The sequence below is a fragment of the Streptomyces sp. NPDC059524 genome (assembly GCF_042749255.1).
GTDB classification, from domain to species: Bacteria; Actinomycetota; Actinomycetes; order Streptomycetales; family Streptomycetaceae; genus Streptomyces; species Streptomyces xanthii.
Genome location: NZ_JBHYTK010000180.1, coordinates 612 through 15,134, shown reverse-complemented (window position 1 = coordinate 15,134; position 14,523 = coordinate 612). Strand labels below are relative to the sequence as shown.

General features: G+C 71.9%; 11 protein-coding genes and 1 pseudogene. 9 read left to right on the top strand and 3 right to left on the bottom strand.

Annotation, left to right across the window (positions count from 1 at the left end):
* The 3 genes and pseudogenes from ACFW9D_RS33590 to ACFW9D_RS33580 form a co-directional block, all read right to left on the bottom strand.
* Positions 1–131: pseudogene (locus ACFW9D_RS33590) on the bottom strand (serine hydroxymethyltransferase); the annotation flags it as partial.
* Between the two features lie 42 nt (positions 132–173).
* Positions 174–1,379, bottom strand: a complete 1,206-nt coding sequence (locus ACFW9D_RS33585; RefSeq protein ID WP_384628350.1) for an NAD(P)/FAD-dependent oxidoreductase — start codon at positions 1,377–1,379, stop codon at positions 174–176.
* Positions 1,380–1,464: 85 nt separating this feature from the next.
* Positions 1,465–1,785, bottom strand: a complete 321-nt coding sequence (locus ACFW9D_RS33580; protein WP_188336244.1) for a bifunctional 3-phenylpropionate/cinnamic acid dioxygenase ferredoxin subunit — start codon at positions 1,783–1,785, stop codon at positions 1,465–1,467.
* A gap of 160 nt (positions 1,786–1,945) precedes the next feature.
* Here ACFW9D_RS33580 and ACFW9D_RS33575 point away from each other — a divergent pair, with 160 nt between their 5' ends.
* The 9 genes from ACFW9D_RS33575 to ACFW9D_RS33535 all read left to right on the top strand — a co-directional run bounded on the left by ACFW9D_RS33575 (position 1,946) and on the right by ACFW9D_RS33535 (position 14,381).
* Positions 1,946–2,842 carry an IclR family transcriptional regulator gene (locus tag ACFW9D_RS33575; RefSeq protein ID WP_188336245.1) on the top strand — a complete coding sequence of 299 codons (897 nt, stop codon included), beginning with the start codon at positions 1,946–1,948 and terminating at the stop codon, positions 2,840–2,842.
* 246 nt (positions 2,843–3,088) lie between these two features.
* Positions 3,089–4,174: an S-(hydroxymethyl)mycothiol dehydrogenase gene (locus ACFW9D_RS33570; RefSeq protein WP_188336246.1), complete on the top strand. Its 1,086-nt coding sequence runs from the start codon at positions 3,089–3,091 to the stop codon at positions 4,172–4,174.
* The gene (locus ACFW9D_RS33565) at positions 4,171–4,803 is read left to right on the top strand and encodes an MBL fold metallo-hydrolase (RefSeq protein WP_384628346.1); all 633 of its coding nucleotides are present in this window, start codon (positions 4,171–4,173) and stop codon (positions 4,801–4,803) included. Before ACFW9D_RS33570 ends, ACFW9D_RS33565 begins: the two co-directional genes overlap by 4 nt.
* A 74-nt stretch (positions 4,804–4,877) precedes the next feature.
* Positions 4,878–7,352 (top strand): FAD-dependent oxidoreductase, encoded by a 2,475-nt coding sequence (locus tag ACFW9D_RS33560; protein WP_384628344.1) that lies wholly within the window; start codon positions 4,878–4,880, stop codon positions 7,350–7,352.
* 48 nt (positions 7,353–7,400) lie between these two features.
* Positions 7,401–8,558, top strand: a complete 1,158-nt coding sequence (gene solA / locus ACFW9D_RS33555) for an N-methyl-L-tryptophan oxidase (RefSeq protein WP_384628341.1) — start codon at positions 7,401–7,403, stop codon at positions 8,556–8,558.
* An 11-nt stretch (positions 8,559–8,569) separates the two neighbouring features.
* Positions 8,570–9,700 carry an aromatic ring-hydroxylating dioxygenase subunit alpha gene (locus ACFW9D_RS33550; protein WP_384628338.1) on the top strand — a complete coding sequence of 377 codons (1,131 nt, stop codon included), beginning with the start codon at positions 8,570–8,572 and terminating at the stop codon, positions 9,698–9,700.
* Entirely contained in the window at positions 9,693–11,159 is a 1,467-nt protein-coding gene (locus tag ACFW9D_RS33545; protein WP_384628336.1) for an aldehyde dehydrogenase family protein, read from the top strand. The genes ACFW9D_RS33550 and ACFW9D_RS33545 overlap by 8 nt, the downstream gene beginning before the upstream one ends.
* A gap of 34 nt (positions 11,160–11,193) precedes the next feature.
* The gene (locus tag ACFW9D_RS33540) at positions 11,194–12,798 is read left to right on the top strand and encodes an APC family permease (protein WP_384628333.1); all 1,605 of its coding nucleotides are present in this window, start codon (positions 11,194–11,196) and stop codon (positions 12,796–12,798) included.
* Positions 12,795–14,381 carry a GMC family oxidoreductase gene (locus ACFW9D_RS33535; RefSeq protein ID WP_384628331.1) on the top strand — a complete coding sequence of 529 codons (1,587 nt, stop codon included), beginning with the start codon at positions 12,795–12,797 and terminating at the stop codon, positions 14,379–14,381. The genes ACFW9D_RS33540 and ACFW9D_RS33535 overlap by 4 nt, the downstream gene beginning before the upstream one ends.
* The last annotated feature ends 142 nt before the right edge of the window (positions 14,382–14,523 follow it).

Genomic DNA, 14,523 nt, shown 5'->3' with positions numbered 1-14,523 from the left:
GCCTCCATGACGGCGACCGGAGCGAAGTTCTCCGACGCGATCATCTCCAGGGTCGACTGCTGACGCTTCAGCTCGGCGTCGACAGCGGCGGCGACATCCGGGTCGAGCTCACGCAGGGAGGTGTGCAGCACGAATACTCCTCGGCTCAGGGATACGGAGACGCGTACGTACGGTCAGAGCGCGGCCGCGACCGGCGCGGCGGGCCCGGCGGCGACGGCGGGCGCCGCCGACTGCGCCTCGGCGCGGGACAGTTCGCGCCGGACGCGGGTGAACGGGCGGGGCCGGTTCATCGCGAGGGCGGCCGTCGTGCGGCCCTCCCTCTCGTAGAGCGCGAGGAAGCTGCCCTCCTCGATCGTGCCCTCGACGATGCGCGGCACGTCGCCCTCGCGGCGGCGCCCGGCGAACTGGATGCGGGAGCCGTACTGGTCCGACCAGAAGTAGGGCAGCGGGCGGGCGTGTTCCACCGTCCGGCCCGCGAGGAGGTTGCGTACGGCGACCCGGGGCTGGGCGGTGGCGCTGGTCCAGTGCTCCGCGCGGGCGCCCGCGACGCGGGCCACGTCGCCGACCGCGACGACGTGCGGCAGGGCGGTGACGCAGCCGTCGTCGCACAGGACGCCGTCGTGGACGGCGAGCGTGGACCCGGCCAGCCACTCGGTGTTGGGCACCGCGCCGATGCCGACGACGACCACGTCGGCCGGGAGCACCCGGCCGTCGGCGAGCCGCACTCCGGTGACCGCGGGGTCTCCCTCCAGGGCGGCGACGCCCGTCCCGGTGATGAGCGTGGCGCCGCCGCGCTCGTGCAGGGTGGAGCAGACGGCCGCCATGTCGGGGCCGAGCTGCGGCAGCAGCGGCAGAGGCGCGGCCTCGACGACGGTGACGTCGTGGCCGAGGGCGGCGCAGGAGGAGGCGGTCTCGGCGCCGATGAAACCGCCGCCGATCACCACGACCCGCTGCGGGCCGCGCAGCAGGTCGGCGCGGAGGGCCCGGGCCTCGTCGAGGGTGCGCAGCGTGTGCACGCCGGCCGGGGCGGGTCCGGGCAGGCGGCGGGCGCGGGCGCCGGTCGCGATGACGAGGCCGTCGGTGGAGACGGTGCGGCCGTCCTCCAGGAGGACCACGCGGCCGCGGGCGTCGAGGCCGCGGGCCCGCACGCCGAAGATCCACTCGGCGCCCAGTTCGAGGGTCTCGGCGTCGTCGGACAGGGCGAGGTCGCTCTCCTGGGCCTTGCCGGACAGGAAGTCCTTGGACAGCGGGGGGCGGTCGTAGGGGCGGTGCGGTTCGTCGCCGACGATCACCAGCCGGCCGTCGAAGCCCTGGGCCCGCAGTTCCCGGGCGGCGTACAGTCCGGCGAGCGAGGCGCCCACCACGGTCACGGTCCTCATGAGTCTCTGCCTTTCGCGTCCGTCGTGCGGTGCGGTGTGGTGCGCCCGGCGGGGTGTGGAGCTCGCCGTTCCGGGGCGGGGTGCGTCAGGCCGCGGTGGTCTCCTCGGCCGCGGGGTGGACGTGGATCATGCCGTCGTCGACGGTCACCCGGTGCGTGCGGACCGGGCGGCGGGCGGGGGCACACGTGGGAACGCCCGTCCGCAGGTCGAACGACGCCTCGTGGAGCGGGCATTCGACCAGGCAACCCTCGAGGAAGCCCTCCGAGAGGGAGGCATCCTGGTGGGTGCAGGTGTCGTCGATGGCGTACAGCGAGCCGTCGGTGTGGAACACGGCGATCGGCGGCATGCTGTCGATGCGGACGGACTCTCCCTCGGGGAGGTCTTCAAGGCGGCAGACGGGAATCATGCGTCCCCCTCGTTGTTCTGGACCGACCGGTAACCTATTGTTTCGCATCACGCACTCAAGAGCGCCATGCGCAACAGAATCCGGTCGGGATGCCCGCCGCGTCAAGGGCTTCTCGCAGATGCGGCCCGCCAAAGGGCCGCCAGGTGGTGAGAATTCAGCTATGCCTCACGAGAAGAAGCAGGTCAGGAAGGGTGCAGCGAGTAAGTCCAGCACGGGCGGAAACAGCCGCGTCAGAGCCGTCCGGACGCCCTCCGAGGCGTCCGAGCTCCTGGACCCGGCCCCCGAGAAGCCGGCCAAGGGTGCCGCCGGCTCCGTGCAGTCCGTCGACCGGGCGATCAGCGTCCTGGAGAGCCTCGCGCGGCGCGGCGAGGCCGGCGTGACGGAGATCGCCGACGAACTGGGGGTCCACAAGTCCACGGCGTTCCGTCTGCTCGGCGTCCTGGAGAACCGCGGACTGGTCGGCCAGGCCAAGGACCGCGGCAAGTACTACCTGGGCGCCGCGATGCTGCGCCTGGCGGGCGCGGCGGCCGCGCGCCTGGACATCTCCCAGGAGGGCGGCCCGGTCTGCCGCGAACTGGCCGACGAGCTGGGCGAGACGGTGAACATCGCGGTCCTCGACGACGACGCCGCGGTCAACATCATGCAGGCGCGCGGCGCCGCCTCCGTCACCGCGCAGAACTGGCTCGGCCGGCGCACCCCGCTGCACGCCACGTCCAGCGGGAAGGTCCTGCTCGCGCACCTGCCCCCCACCCTGCGCGAGGGGATGGCTGCGCGCAGCCTCGCGCGGTTCACCCCGCACACGATCGTGGGCACGGCGGCGATCCGGAGCGAGCTGGAGACCGTGGACCGGCAGGGGTACGCCAGCGCCGTGGAGGAGCTGGAGATCGGGCTCGCGGCGGTCGCGGCGCCGGTCCGTTCGCACGACGGCAAGGTGATCGGCGCCATCAGCGTCTCGGGGCCGGTGTACCGGATGACCGAGGAGCGGCTCGCGGTGGTCGCCGAGCACACGGTGGCGGCCGCGGCGGAGCTGTCGCGCCGGATGGGATACGCCTGCTGAGGACGTCCCGCACACCGTACGCACGCTGAACGCGGAGTCAGGAAGGCCTGGCTCCGCGTTCTCGTGCGTTCTCGCGCCGTCCCCGTGCGCCGGGATGCGCCGGGGTGCGCCGGGTCGTGCGCCCGCCCGTCTCGCACCTCTTGAGAACAACCTCTTGACGGACTTCCGCCGCGTTCCCAAGATGTGTCTCGTCGTTCCTCATAGCGCAACGATTCGTACGATGCGCAACAGCAAGGGGGTTGGGTCGTGCCACACGAGGTCCGTGCCGTCGTCGCTCTGCAGAAGGGCGCACCCGTCGAGGTGCAGACGATCGTCGTTCCCGATCCCGGACCGGGCGAGGTCCTGGTCAAGGTGCAGGCCTGCGGGGTCTGCCACACGGATCTGCACTACCGGGAAGGGGCCATCAACGACGAGTTCCCCTTCCTGCTCGGCCACGAGGCGGCGGGCACCGTCGAGGAGGTCGGCGCCGGCGTCACCGACGTCGCCCCCGGCGACTACGTGGTCATCGCCTGGCGCGCGCCCTGCGGCTCCTGCCGCTCCTGCCGCCGCGGCCGGCCCTGGTACTGCTTCGACTCGCGCAACGCGACGCAGCCCATGACGCTGCTCGACGGCACCCCGCTCACCCCGGCCCTGGGCATCGGCGCCTTCGCCGAGAAGACCCTGGTCGCGGCCGGGCAGGCGGTGAAGGTCGACGCGGCCGCGCGCCCGGAGGCCGCGGGGCTCATCGGCTGCGGTGTGATGGCCGGTTACGGCGCCGCGGTCAACACCGGCAACGTGCAGCGCGGCGACACGGTCGCGGTCATCGGCTGCGGCGGCGTCGGGAACGCGGCGATCGCGGGCGCCTGCCTCAACGGCGCGCGCAAGGTGATCGCCGTCGACATCGACGACAAGAAGCTCGACCAGGCCGAGAAGTTCGGAGCCACCCACACCATCAACTCGAAGGGCACCGACCCCGTCGAGGCCGTGCGGGCGCTCACCGACGGCTTCGGGGTGGACATCGCGATCGACGCGGTGGGCCGGCCCGAGACGTACAAGCAGGCCTTCTACATGCGCGACCACGCGGGCACCTTGGTCCAGGTGGGCGTCCCCGACCCGGAGATGAAGGTCGAGATCCCGCTCATCGACCTGTTCGGCCGGGGCGGCGCCCTCAAGTCGTCCTGGTACGGCGACTGTCTGCCGACCCGCGACTTCCCGTTCCTCATCGACCAGTACCTGTACGGGCTGCTCGACCTGAACGCGTTCGTCACCGAGACGATCTCGCTCGACAAGGTCGAGGCGGCCTTCGAGAAGATGCACCACGGGGACGTGCTGCGCTCGGTGGTCGTCCTGTGACGGCGGCCGCCGCCGGCTCCGTGCGCGTCGAACGCGTGGTCACCTCCGGGACGTTCAGCCTCGACGGCGAGACCTTCGACGTCGACAACAACGTCTGGCTGATCGGCGACGACACCGAGGTGCTCGTCGTCGACGCCGCGCACGACGCGCCCGCGATCCTCTCCGCCGTCGCGGGCCGCCGCGTCGTCGCCGTCGTCTGCACCCACGGCCACGACGACCACATCGGCGCCGCCGCCGCCCTCGCGGAGGCGAGCGGCGCCCCCGTCCTGCTGCACCCCGCCGAGCAGGAGCTGTGGCGGACGGTCCACCCCGACCGCAAGCCCGACGCCGAACTCGCCGACGGGATGCGCCTGTCGGTGGCCGGCACCGAGGTCCGCGTGCTGCACACCCCGGGCCACACCTGGGGCAGCTGCAGCCTGTACGTCCCCTCGCTCGGTGCCGTGTTCACCGGCGACACCCTGTTCCACGGCGGCCCGGGCGCGACCGGCCGCTCGTACTCCGACGCGCCGACGATCGTGGCCTCGATCCGCGACCGGCTGCTGACCCTCCCGGACGACACCGTCGTCCACACCGGCCACGGCGCGCACACCACGGTCGCCGCCGAGCGGCCCCACGTGCCCACGGCCTGACGCGCGCTCCCGCCTCCCCGGAGGCGGGAGACCGCCACCTTTCTCCCTGCCGTCCCCACCACCCGAGGAGGGGCATGTCCAGCACGTCCAGCACCCCCGGATCCGCCGCCGCCCGCGGCCCCCGCGTCGTGATCATCGGCGCCGGCATCGTCGGCTGCTCCCTCGCCGACGAGCTCACCGCCCGCGGCTGGTCCGACGTCACCGTCCTCGAACAGGGCCCGCTGCCCGCTCCCGGCGGCTCCACCTCGCACGCCCCGGGCCTCGTCTTCCAGACCGGCCCGTCCAAGACCCTCACCGCGTTCGCCCAGTACACCGTGGAGAAGTTCAACTCCCTGGAAGTGGACGGGCTTTCCTGCTTCAACCCGGTCGGCGGCCTGGAGCTGGCCACCACCGAGGAACGCTGGGCCGACCTGCACCGCAAGGCCGGCTGGGCCGCGTCCTGGGGCGTACGCGGCGAGCTGGTCTCCGCCGCCCGCTGCAAGGAACTGTGGCCGCTCGTCGACGAGTCGAAGGTCCTCGGCGGCTTCCACACCCCCGACGACGGCCTGGCCCGCGCCCTGCTCGCCTCCCGCGCGCAGATGACCCGAGCCCAGGGGCGCGGCGCCACTTTCCTGGAGCGCCACACCGTCACCGGCATCGAGCAGGAGGACGGCAAGGTCACCGGCGTCGTCACCGACCGCGGCACGTTCCCCGCCGACCACGTCGTGTCCGCCGCCGGTTTCTGGGGCCCCGTCGTCGGCCGCATGGCCGGCATCGACATCCCCCTGCTGCCACTCGCCCACCAGTACGCGAAGACGACGCCGCTGCCCGCGCTCGAAGGCGTCAACGACCCGCGCACCGAGGCCTCGAAGCCGATCCTGCGCTTCCAGGACCGCGATCTGTACTTCCGCGAGCACACCGACCGCATCGGCATCGGCTCCTACGCCCACAAGCCGCTGCCCGTCGACCCGTTCGCGGTGCCCGGCTACGACGCCGCCCGCGCCAAGAACATGGACATGCCCTCCTCGTACCCGTTCACGGAGGAGGACTGGGCGCCCAGCTGGGAGGACTGCCGTTGGCTGCTCCCCGTGCTGCGCGACGCGGAGATCGAGGAGGGCTTCAACGGCGTCTTCTCCTTCACGCCCGACGGCATGCCGGTCCTCGGCGAGAGCCGGGACCTGCGCGGCTTCTGGCTCGCCGAGGCCGTGTGGGTCACCCACTCCGCCGGTGTCGCCAAGGCCGTCGCCGAATGGATGGTCGACGGCCGGCCCTCGATCGACCTGCACGAATGCGAGCTCACCCGGTTCGAGGACGCCCAGCGCTCCCCCGCCTACGTGCACGACCGGGGCGCGCAGCAGTTCGTCGAGGTGTACGACGTCGTCCACCCGCTCCAGACGATGGAGCAGCCGCGCCCGCTGCGGGTCTCCCCCTTCTACGCCCGTCAGCAGGAGCTCGGCGCGCACTTCCTGGAGGGCGGCGGCTGGGAGCGCCCGCACTGGTACGAGGCCAACGCCCACCTGGCGGCCGACGTGCCCGAGCGGGACGCCTGGGCGGCCCGCCACTGGTCGCCGATCGCCGCGGCCGAGGCCCGGGTCACCCGCGAGAAGGTCGCCCTGTACGACATGACGCCGCTGCGCCGTCTGGAGGTCACCGGGCCCGGCGCCCTCGGCTTCCTCCAGCGCATGACGTCGAACAACCTCGCCAAGAAGCCCGGCGCCGTCACCTACACCCTGCTCCTGAACGAGTCCGGCGGGATCCGCTCCGACCTCACCGTGGCCCGGCTCGCCCCGGACCGCTTCCAGGTCGGCGCCAACTCCCCCGCCGACCTCGACTGGCTGCTGCGCCACGCCCCCGGCGACGTGCAGGTCAGGGACATCACGTCGGGCACCTGCTGCATCGGCGTGTGGGGTCCGCTCGCCCGCGACCTCGTCCAGCCCCTGACCCGCGACGACTTCTCGCACGAGGGCTTCGGCTACTTCCGCGCCAAGGAGACCTACCTCGGCCACGTCCCGGTCACCGCGATGCGCCTGTCGTACGTGGGTGAACTGGGCTGGGAGCTGTACACCACCGCGGACCTGGGCCTGCGCCTGTGGGACACGCTGTGGGAGGCCGGACAGGAGCACGGCGTCATCGCGGCCGGCCGCTCGGCGTTCAACAGCCTGCGCCTGGAGAAGGGCTACCGCTCCTGGGGCCACGACATGACCGAGGAGCACACCCCGTACGAGGCCGGGGTCGGCTTCGCCGTCCGCATGGACCGCGGCGACTTCGTCGGCCGCGCCGCCCTGGAGGCCCTCCCCGAGCAGCCGCGCCGCAAGCTGACCGCGCTGCTCCTGGACGACCCGGCGGCCGTCGTCCTCGGCAAGGAGCCCGTCCACGTCGACGGCGCCCCCGCCGGGTACGTCACCAGCGCCTCCTACGGCTACACCCTGGGCCGCTGCGTCGCGTACGCGTGGCTGCCGCCGCTGGAGCCCGGCACCGGGGTGCACGTCGAGTACTTCGGCGAGAAGGTCCCGGCCACCGTCGCCGAGGAACCCCTCTTCGACCCGAAGATGACCCGCATCCGCCGCTGAACCCTCCCCCTGCGATCCCCAGCCCTGCGATCCCCGGAGGCATCCGGAATGTCCCCCACCCATGACGTGATCGTGATCGGACTCGGCGGCATGGGCAGCGCCGCCGCCCACCACCTGGCGGCGCGCGGCGCCCGTGTCCTCGGCCTGGAGAAGTTCGGCCCCGCCCACCACCACGGGTCCAGCCACGGCGGCTCCCGGATCATCCGGCAGGCCTACTTCGAGGACCCCGCGTACGTGCCGCTGCTGCTGCGCTCGTACGAGCTGTACGAGGAGCTGGAGCGGGCCACCGGCCGGGAGGTCGCCACCCTGTGCGGCGGCCTCATGCTCGGCCGGCCCGAGGCGCGCGCCGTCGCCGGTTCGGTGCGCTCGGCGCGGCAGTGGGACCTGCCGCACGAGCTCCTCGACGCACACGAGATCCGCCGCCGCTTCCCCACCCTGAACCCGAACGACGACGAGATCGCCCTGTACGAGGCGCGCGCCGGCCTCGTCCGCCCGGAGAACACAGTCGTCGCCCACCTCCAGCTCGCCACCCGCAACGACGCCGACCTCCACTTCAACGAACCCGTGACCCGCTGGGAGCCCCTCCCGGGCGGCGGCGTGCGGGTGCACACCGCCGAGAACACGTACACCGCGGGCCAGTTGGTGATCTGCCCGGGTGCCTGGGCGCCGCAGCTGCTCACCGACCTCGGGGTGCCGTTCGGCATCGAGCGGCAGGTCATGTACTGGTTCCAGCCCACCGGCGGCGTGGAGCCCTTCCGCCCCGAGCGGCATCCCGTCTACATCTGGGAGGACGCGCGGGGCGTGCAGATCTACGGGTTCCCGTCGATCGACGGCCCGGATCTCGGCGCCAAGGTCGCCTTCTTCCGCAAGGGCACCGCATGCAGCCCGGAGACGATCGACCGGGAGGTGCACGCCGGCGAGATCCAGGCCATGGCGGAGCACATGTCCCGCCGGATCCCCAGCCTGCCGGGCACCTTCCTGAAGGCCGCGACCTGCATGTACTCCAACACGCCCGACGAACACTTCGTGATCGCCCGGCATCCCGAACACCCCGACTCCGTCACCGTGGCCTGCGGTTTCTCCGGCCACGGGTTCAAGTTCGTGCCGGTGGTCGGCGAGATCGTCGCCGACCTCGCCCTGAGCGGCACCACCGAGCACCCCATCGAGCTGTTCGACCCCAACCGCCTCGCCGCCGCGCCCGCCTGAGGAGTACGCACGTGACGACGACCCCCGTCGCCCCCAGCCTGGTGTCCACCCTGCCCGGGCGTTACTACACCGACCCCGGCCTGTTCCGACTGGAGCAGGAACGGATCTTCGAGACCATGTGGTTCTGCGCCGTGCGCAGCGCCGACCTCGGCAGGCCCGGCGCGTTCCGCACCGTGCAGATCGGCCGGGAGAGCGTCCTGATCACCCGGTCCCGCACCGGGGAGCTGCGCGCCTTCCTCAACACCTGCCGGCACCGCGGCGCCCGGATCTGCACCGAGGAGTCGGGCGAGGTGCGCCGCAACCTCCAGTGCCCGTACCACGCCTGGACGTACGACCTCGACGGCAAGCTCGTCGCGGCCCCGAACCTGACGAAGATGCCCGACGTCGACCGCGCGCGGTACGGCCTGGTGAAGGTCGCGCTGCGGGAATGGCTCGGCTACGCCTGGGTGTGCCTGGCCGACGCACCGCCCTCCTTCGAGGAGACGGTGATCGGCGCGGCCGTCGAACGGCTCGGCGACGTGGCCGCCATCGACCAGTACCGCACCGAGGAACTGGCGCTCGGCAAGCGCATCACCTACGACGTGAAGTCCAACTGGAAACTGATCGTCGAGAACTTCATGGAGTGCTACCACTGCGCGACGATCCACCCCGAACTCACCGAGGTGCTCCCCGAGTTCGCGGACGGCTACGCGGCGCAGTACTACGTGGGCCACGGCGCCGAGTTCGGCGACGATGTCCTGGGCTTCACGGTCGACGGCAGCGAGGGCTTCGAGCGGCTGCCGGAGGTCGCCGACGGCCAGGACCGCCGCTACTACGCGATCACGGTCAAACCGACCGTGTTCGTCAACCTGGTGCCGGACCACGTGATCCTGCACCGCATGTTCCCCGTGTCCGAGGACCGCACGATCATCGAGTGCGACTGGCTGTACGCCCCGCAGGTCGTGGAGTCGGGCGCCGACGTGTCGAAGTCGGTGGAGCTGTTCCACCGGGTCAACCTCCAGGACTTCGAGGCCTGTGAGCGCACCCAGCCCGCGATGTCCTCGCGCGCCTACCGCGACGGAGGTGTCCTGGTGCCGACCGAGCACCACATCACGATCTTCCACGAATGGCTCACCCGGCAGCTGGGGGTGGACCATGTCTGACCTCTACATCGACGGCGCCTGGACCTCCGCGCGCGAGGGGCGCGCCCGGGAGATCCGCTGCCCCGCCGACGGCTCGCTGGTCGCCGTCGTGGACGAGGCCGGGCCCAAGGACACCCTGGAGGCGATCGCGGCCGCCCGGCGCGCCTTCGACACGGGGCCCTGGCCGCGCACCGCGGCCGCCGAGCGCGGCGACCTGCTGCTGCGCGTCGCGGACCTGCTGGCCCGGGACAAGGCCGTGCTCGCCCGCGCCGAGTCCCTCGACACGGGCAAGCGGTTCGTCGAGAGCGAGTACGACATCGACGACATCGTGAACTGCTTCCGCTACTTCGGGCGGCTCGCGGCGATCGACGACGGCCGTGTCGTCGCGACGGGCGTGCCCGACGCCGAGAGCCACGTCGTGCACGAGCCGGTCGGTGTCTGCGCGCTGATCACGCCGTGGAACTATCCGCTGCTCCAGACGGCGTGGAAGGTGGCGCCCGCGCTCGCCGCCGGCAACACCTTCGTCCTCAAGCCGAGCGAGCTGACCCCGCACACCGCGATCCACCTCGTGCGGCTCCTGGAGGAGGCCGGGCTGCCGCCGGGTGTCGCGAACCTGGTCCTGGGCGCCGGGCCCGAGGCGGGCGCCCCGCTCGCCGACCACCCGGACGTGGACCTGCTCTCCTTCACCGGCGGCCTGCGCACCGGACGCCTGCTGATGGCGGCCGCCGCCGGCACGGTCAAGAAGGTCGCGCTGGAACTGGGCGGCAAGAACCCCAACATCGTGTTCGCCGACGCCGACTTCGACACGGCCGTCGACATGGCGCTCACCGCGGTGTTCCTGCACTCGGGGCAGGTCTGCTCGGCCGGGGCGCGGCTGCTCGTGGAGGATGCGCTGCACGACCGGTTCGTCGACGAGGTGGTGCGCCGGGCACGGGAGATCCGGCTCGGCGGCCCGTTCGACGAGCGGGCGCAGACCGGTCCGCTGATCTCGGCGGGTCATCTGGAGAAGGTCGAGGCGTACGTCGCGCGAGGTGTCGCGGAGGGGGCGGTGCTGCGGTGCGGCGGCGCCCGGCCGGACGGGGCGGCGTACGAGAAGGGCCACTTCTTCCCGCCTACCGTGCTCGACGAGTGCGCCGCCTCCATGTCGGTCGTCCAGGACGAGTCGTTCGGCCCGGTCCTGACGGTGGAGCGGTTCACGACCGAGGACGAGGCGGTGCGCCTGGCCAACGACACGATCTACGGGCTGGCCGGCGCCGTCTGGACCAGCGACGAGGCGAAGGCGCGCCGGGTCGCCGCCGGTCTGCGGCTCGGCACGGTGTGGATCAACGACTTCCACCCGTACGTCCCGCAGGCCGAATGGGGCGGCTACAAGCAGTCGGGCACCGGCCGTGAGCTGGGCCCCGCAGGGCTCGCGGAGTACCGCGAGACGAAGCACATCTGGCGCAACACCCGCCCCGAGCCGCAGGGCTGGTTCGCCTGATCCAGACGTGACTCCCCCACTCAAGGAGACGTCGATGAAGCCGACTTCCGACAGCAGCATTTCTGACGACAGCACTTCCGACGGCAGCACGTCCGACGACAGCGAGCTCGCCGAGTTCGGGTACCGGCCCGAACTCAAGCGCACGCTCGGCAGCTTCCACACGTTCGCCGCGGGCATCAGCTACATCTCGATCCTCACCGGCACCTTCCAGCTCTTCTACTTCGGCTACGCGAACGGCGGCCCCGCCTACTGGTGGTCCTGGCCCATGGTGTTCGCGGGCCAGATCATGGTCGCCCTGTGCTTCGCCGAGCTGGCCGCCCGCTACCCCGTCGCCGGGTCGGTCTACAACTGGGCGAAGAAGGTGGGCAATCCGCACATCGGCTGGCTCGCCGGCTGGATGATGCTCCTCGCCTCGGTCGTGTCCATCGCGGCCGTCGCCCTCGCCTACCAGCTGACGCTGCCGCAGATCTCGTCCTTCTTCCAGTTCGTCGGGGACGGCACGGGCACGTACGACGTGGCCACGAACGCCGTGATCCTCGCTTCCGTACTGATTCTTTTCACCACGCTCGTCAACGCGTTCGGCGTCAAGCTCATGGCCACCATCAACACGGCCGGTGTCTTCATCGAGCTGATCGCCACCGTCGTCCTCATCGTCCTGTTCGCGGTGCACATCGTGCGCGGCCCGCAGGTGGTGACGCAGACCGCGCACACCGGGGACGGCCAGTCCTTCGGCTATCTCGGCGCCTTCCTCGTCGCCTCGCTCGCCTCCGCGTACGTCATGTACGGCTTCGACACCGCGTCCTCGCTCGGCGAGGAGTCCCTGGACCCCTCGCGCAACGCGCCGCGCGCCATCATCCGCTCGATCGTCGCCTCGTTCGTCCTCGGCGGGCTGATCCTGCTGCTCGCCCTGATGAGCGTCTCCACGCTGCACGGCGAGAAGCTCTCCTCGGACGGACTGCAGTACGTGGTGCTCGACGTGCTCGGCCCGACGGCCGGCAAGGCCATGCTGTGGTGCGTGCTGATCGCGGTCACGGTGTGCGCGCTGGCCGTGCACACGGCGGCGATCCGCCTCGCGTTCGCGATGTCCCGGGACAACAACCTGCCCGCGTCCTCGCTGCTCGCCCGGGTCAGCCCGCGTTTCAGGACACCGGTCGCGCCGGCCGTGATCATCGGGGTGCTGTCGCTCGGGATCCTCGTCGTGAACATCCGCCAGCCGCAGATCTTCACGGTCGTCACCAGCATCGGCATCGTGATGATCTACATCGCGTATCTGCTGGTCACCGGGCCGATGCTGGTGGCGCGGCTGCGCGGGAAGTGGCGGCCCGCCGACGGCGGCCGGTTCTCGCTCGGCCGCTGGGGACTGCCCGTCAACATCATCGCCGTGCTGTGGGGCACCGGCATGACCGTCAACCTGCTCTGGCCCCGCGCGGCCGTCTACAACGCCACCGCCCCGTTCCACTGGTACCTGCGCTGGGGCGCGTTCCTGTTCGTCGGCGTGATCGCCGCCGGCGGGTTCGCCTACTACTGGTTCGTCCAGCGGCACCGCACCTGCGTCCTCGCCGAACACGCCGCGCGGGCCTCGGAGTCCGCCGCTCCCTCCCTCCCCGAAGCCCACCCGGAAGAGGTCACCACCCGATGAGCACCGATGCCGGAAACGACACCACCACAGCCACCGATGTCTTCGACTACGTCGTCGTCGGCGGCGGCACCGCGGGCAACGTCGTCGCGGCCCGCCTGACCGAGGACCCGGACGTCACGGTCTGCGTCCTGGAGGCCGGGCCGAGCGACGTCGGCGACGACAACGTGCTGCGGCTCGACCGCTGGATGGGCCTGCTGGAGTCCGGCTACGACTGGGATTACCCGGTCGAACCGCAGTCCAGCGGCAACAGTTTCATGCGGCACGCCCGCGCCAAGGTGCTCGGCGGCTGTTCCTCGCACAACTCGTGCATCGCCTTCTGGGCGCCCGCCGAGGACCTCGACGCGTGGGCCGCCGGCGGCTGTACGGGCTGGACCGCGGCCGACCTGTTCCCGCTGTACCGGCGCCTCGAGAACAACGACGCCCCCGGTGACCACCACGGGCGCTCCGGCCCGGTGAAACTGCGCACCCTCAAGGGCGCCGACGACCCGTGCGGCACGGCCCTCCTGGAGGCCTGCGCGCAGGCGGGCATCCCGACGACGCCCTTCAACACGGGCACGACGGTGGTGCGGGGCGCCAACTGGTTCCAGATCAACTCGGACGAGAACAACGTCCGCCAGTCGTCCTCGGTCGCGTACCTCCACCCGATCATGGGCCGGCGGCCCAATCTGGAGGTCCGCACCGGGGTGCGCGCCAAGAAGCTGGTCTTCGAGGGGCGGCGCTGCGTCGGCACCGAGTACCTCGACCCTGACCAGATCCACACCCGCACGGTCCGCGCCCGGCGCGAGGTCATCGTCTCCTGCGGCTCGATCGACACCCCGAAGCTGCTGATGCTGTCCGGCATCGGCCCGGCCGCGCATCTGCGCGAGACCGGCATCGACGTCCTCGTCGACTCCGCGGGCGTCGGCGAGAACCTCCAGGACCACCCCGAGGGCGTCATCATGTGGGAGGCGAAGCAGCCGATGCCCACCCGGTCCAGCCAGTGGTGGGAGGCGGGCATCTTCTACGACACCGAGCCCGGCCTGGACCGGCCCGACCTGATGTTCCACTACGGGTCGGTGCCCTTCGACATGAACACGGCCCGGCACGGCTACCCCACCACCGAGAACGCGTTCTGCCTCACCCCGAACGTGACCCGCGCCCGCTCCAAGGGCACCGTGCGGCTGCGCACCCGCGACTACCGGGACAAGCCGAAGGTCGACCCGCGCTACTTCACGCACGAGCACGACGTCCGCGTGATGACGTACGGCCTGAAGCTGGCCCGTCTCATCGCCGAGCAGCCGGCCCTCGCGGGCTGGAAGGGCGCCGAGCTGGCACCCGGCCCGGACGTGCGCACCGACGACGAGCTCCTCGACTACATCCACAAAACCCACAACACCGTCTACCACCCCGCCTGCACGGTGAAGATGGGCGCCGACGACGACCGCCTCGCCCCGCTCGACGCCCGCCTGCGCGTCAAGGGCGTCGAGGGCCTGCGCGTCGCCGACGGCTCGGTCATGCCGGACCTCGTCACGGTCAACCCGTGCATCACGACGATGATGATCGGCGAGAAGTGCGCCGACCTCCTCAAGTCCGCCCCGCGCTGACCCCACCGCACCACCGGCCCGGGGGGGGCCCGCGGGCGCGCGCGCGCGCGGCGGGGGGTGGGGGTGGGGGGGGGTGGGGGGGGGGGGGCGGGGGGGGCCGGGGGGGCCCCCCCCCCCCCCCGCGACCGGATCCTCATGGAGG

Excerpts from the sequence above, each read along its gene's own strand:
- ACFW9D_RS33585 (WP_384628350.1), bottom strand. The coding sequence starts at position 1,379 with ATGAGGACCGTGACCGTGGTGGGCGCCTCGCTCGCCGGACTGTACGCC.
- ACFW9D_RS33580 (WP_188336244.1), bottom strand. The coding sequence starts at position 1,785 with ATGATTCCCGTCTGCCGCCTTGAAGACCTCCCCGAGGGAGAGTCCGTC.
- ACFW9D_RS33575 (WP_188336245.1), top strand. The coding sequence starts at position 1,946 with ATGCCTCACGAGAAGAAGCAGGTCAGGAAGGGTGCAGCGAGTAAGTCC.
- ACFW9D_RS33560 (WP_384628344.1), top strand. The coding sequence starts at position 4,878 with ATGTCCAGCACGTCCAGCACCCCCGGATCCGCCGCCGCCCGCGGCCCC.
- solA (WP_384628341.1), top strand. The coding sequence starts at position 7,401 with ATGTCCCCCACCCATGACGTGATCGTGATCGGACTCGGCGGCATGGGC.
- ACFW9D_RS33545 (WP_384628336.1), top strand. The coding sequence starts at position 9,693 with ATGTCTGACCTCTACATCGACGGCGCCTGGACCTCCGCGCGCGAGGGG.
- ACFW9D_RS33540 (WP_384628333.1), top strand. The coding sequence starts at position 11,194 with ATGAAGCCGACTTCCGACAGCAGCATTTCTGACGACAGCACTTCCGAC.
- ACFW9D_RS33535 (WP_384628331.1), top strand. The coding sequence starts at position 12,795 with ATGAGCACCGATGCCGGAAACGACACCACCACAGCCACCGATGTCTTC.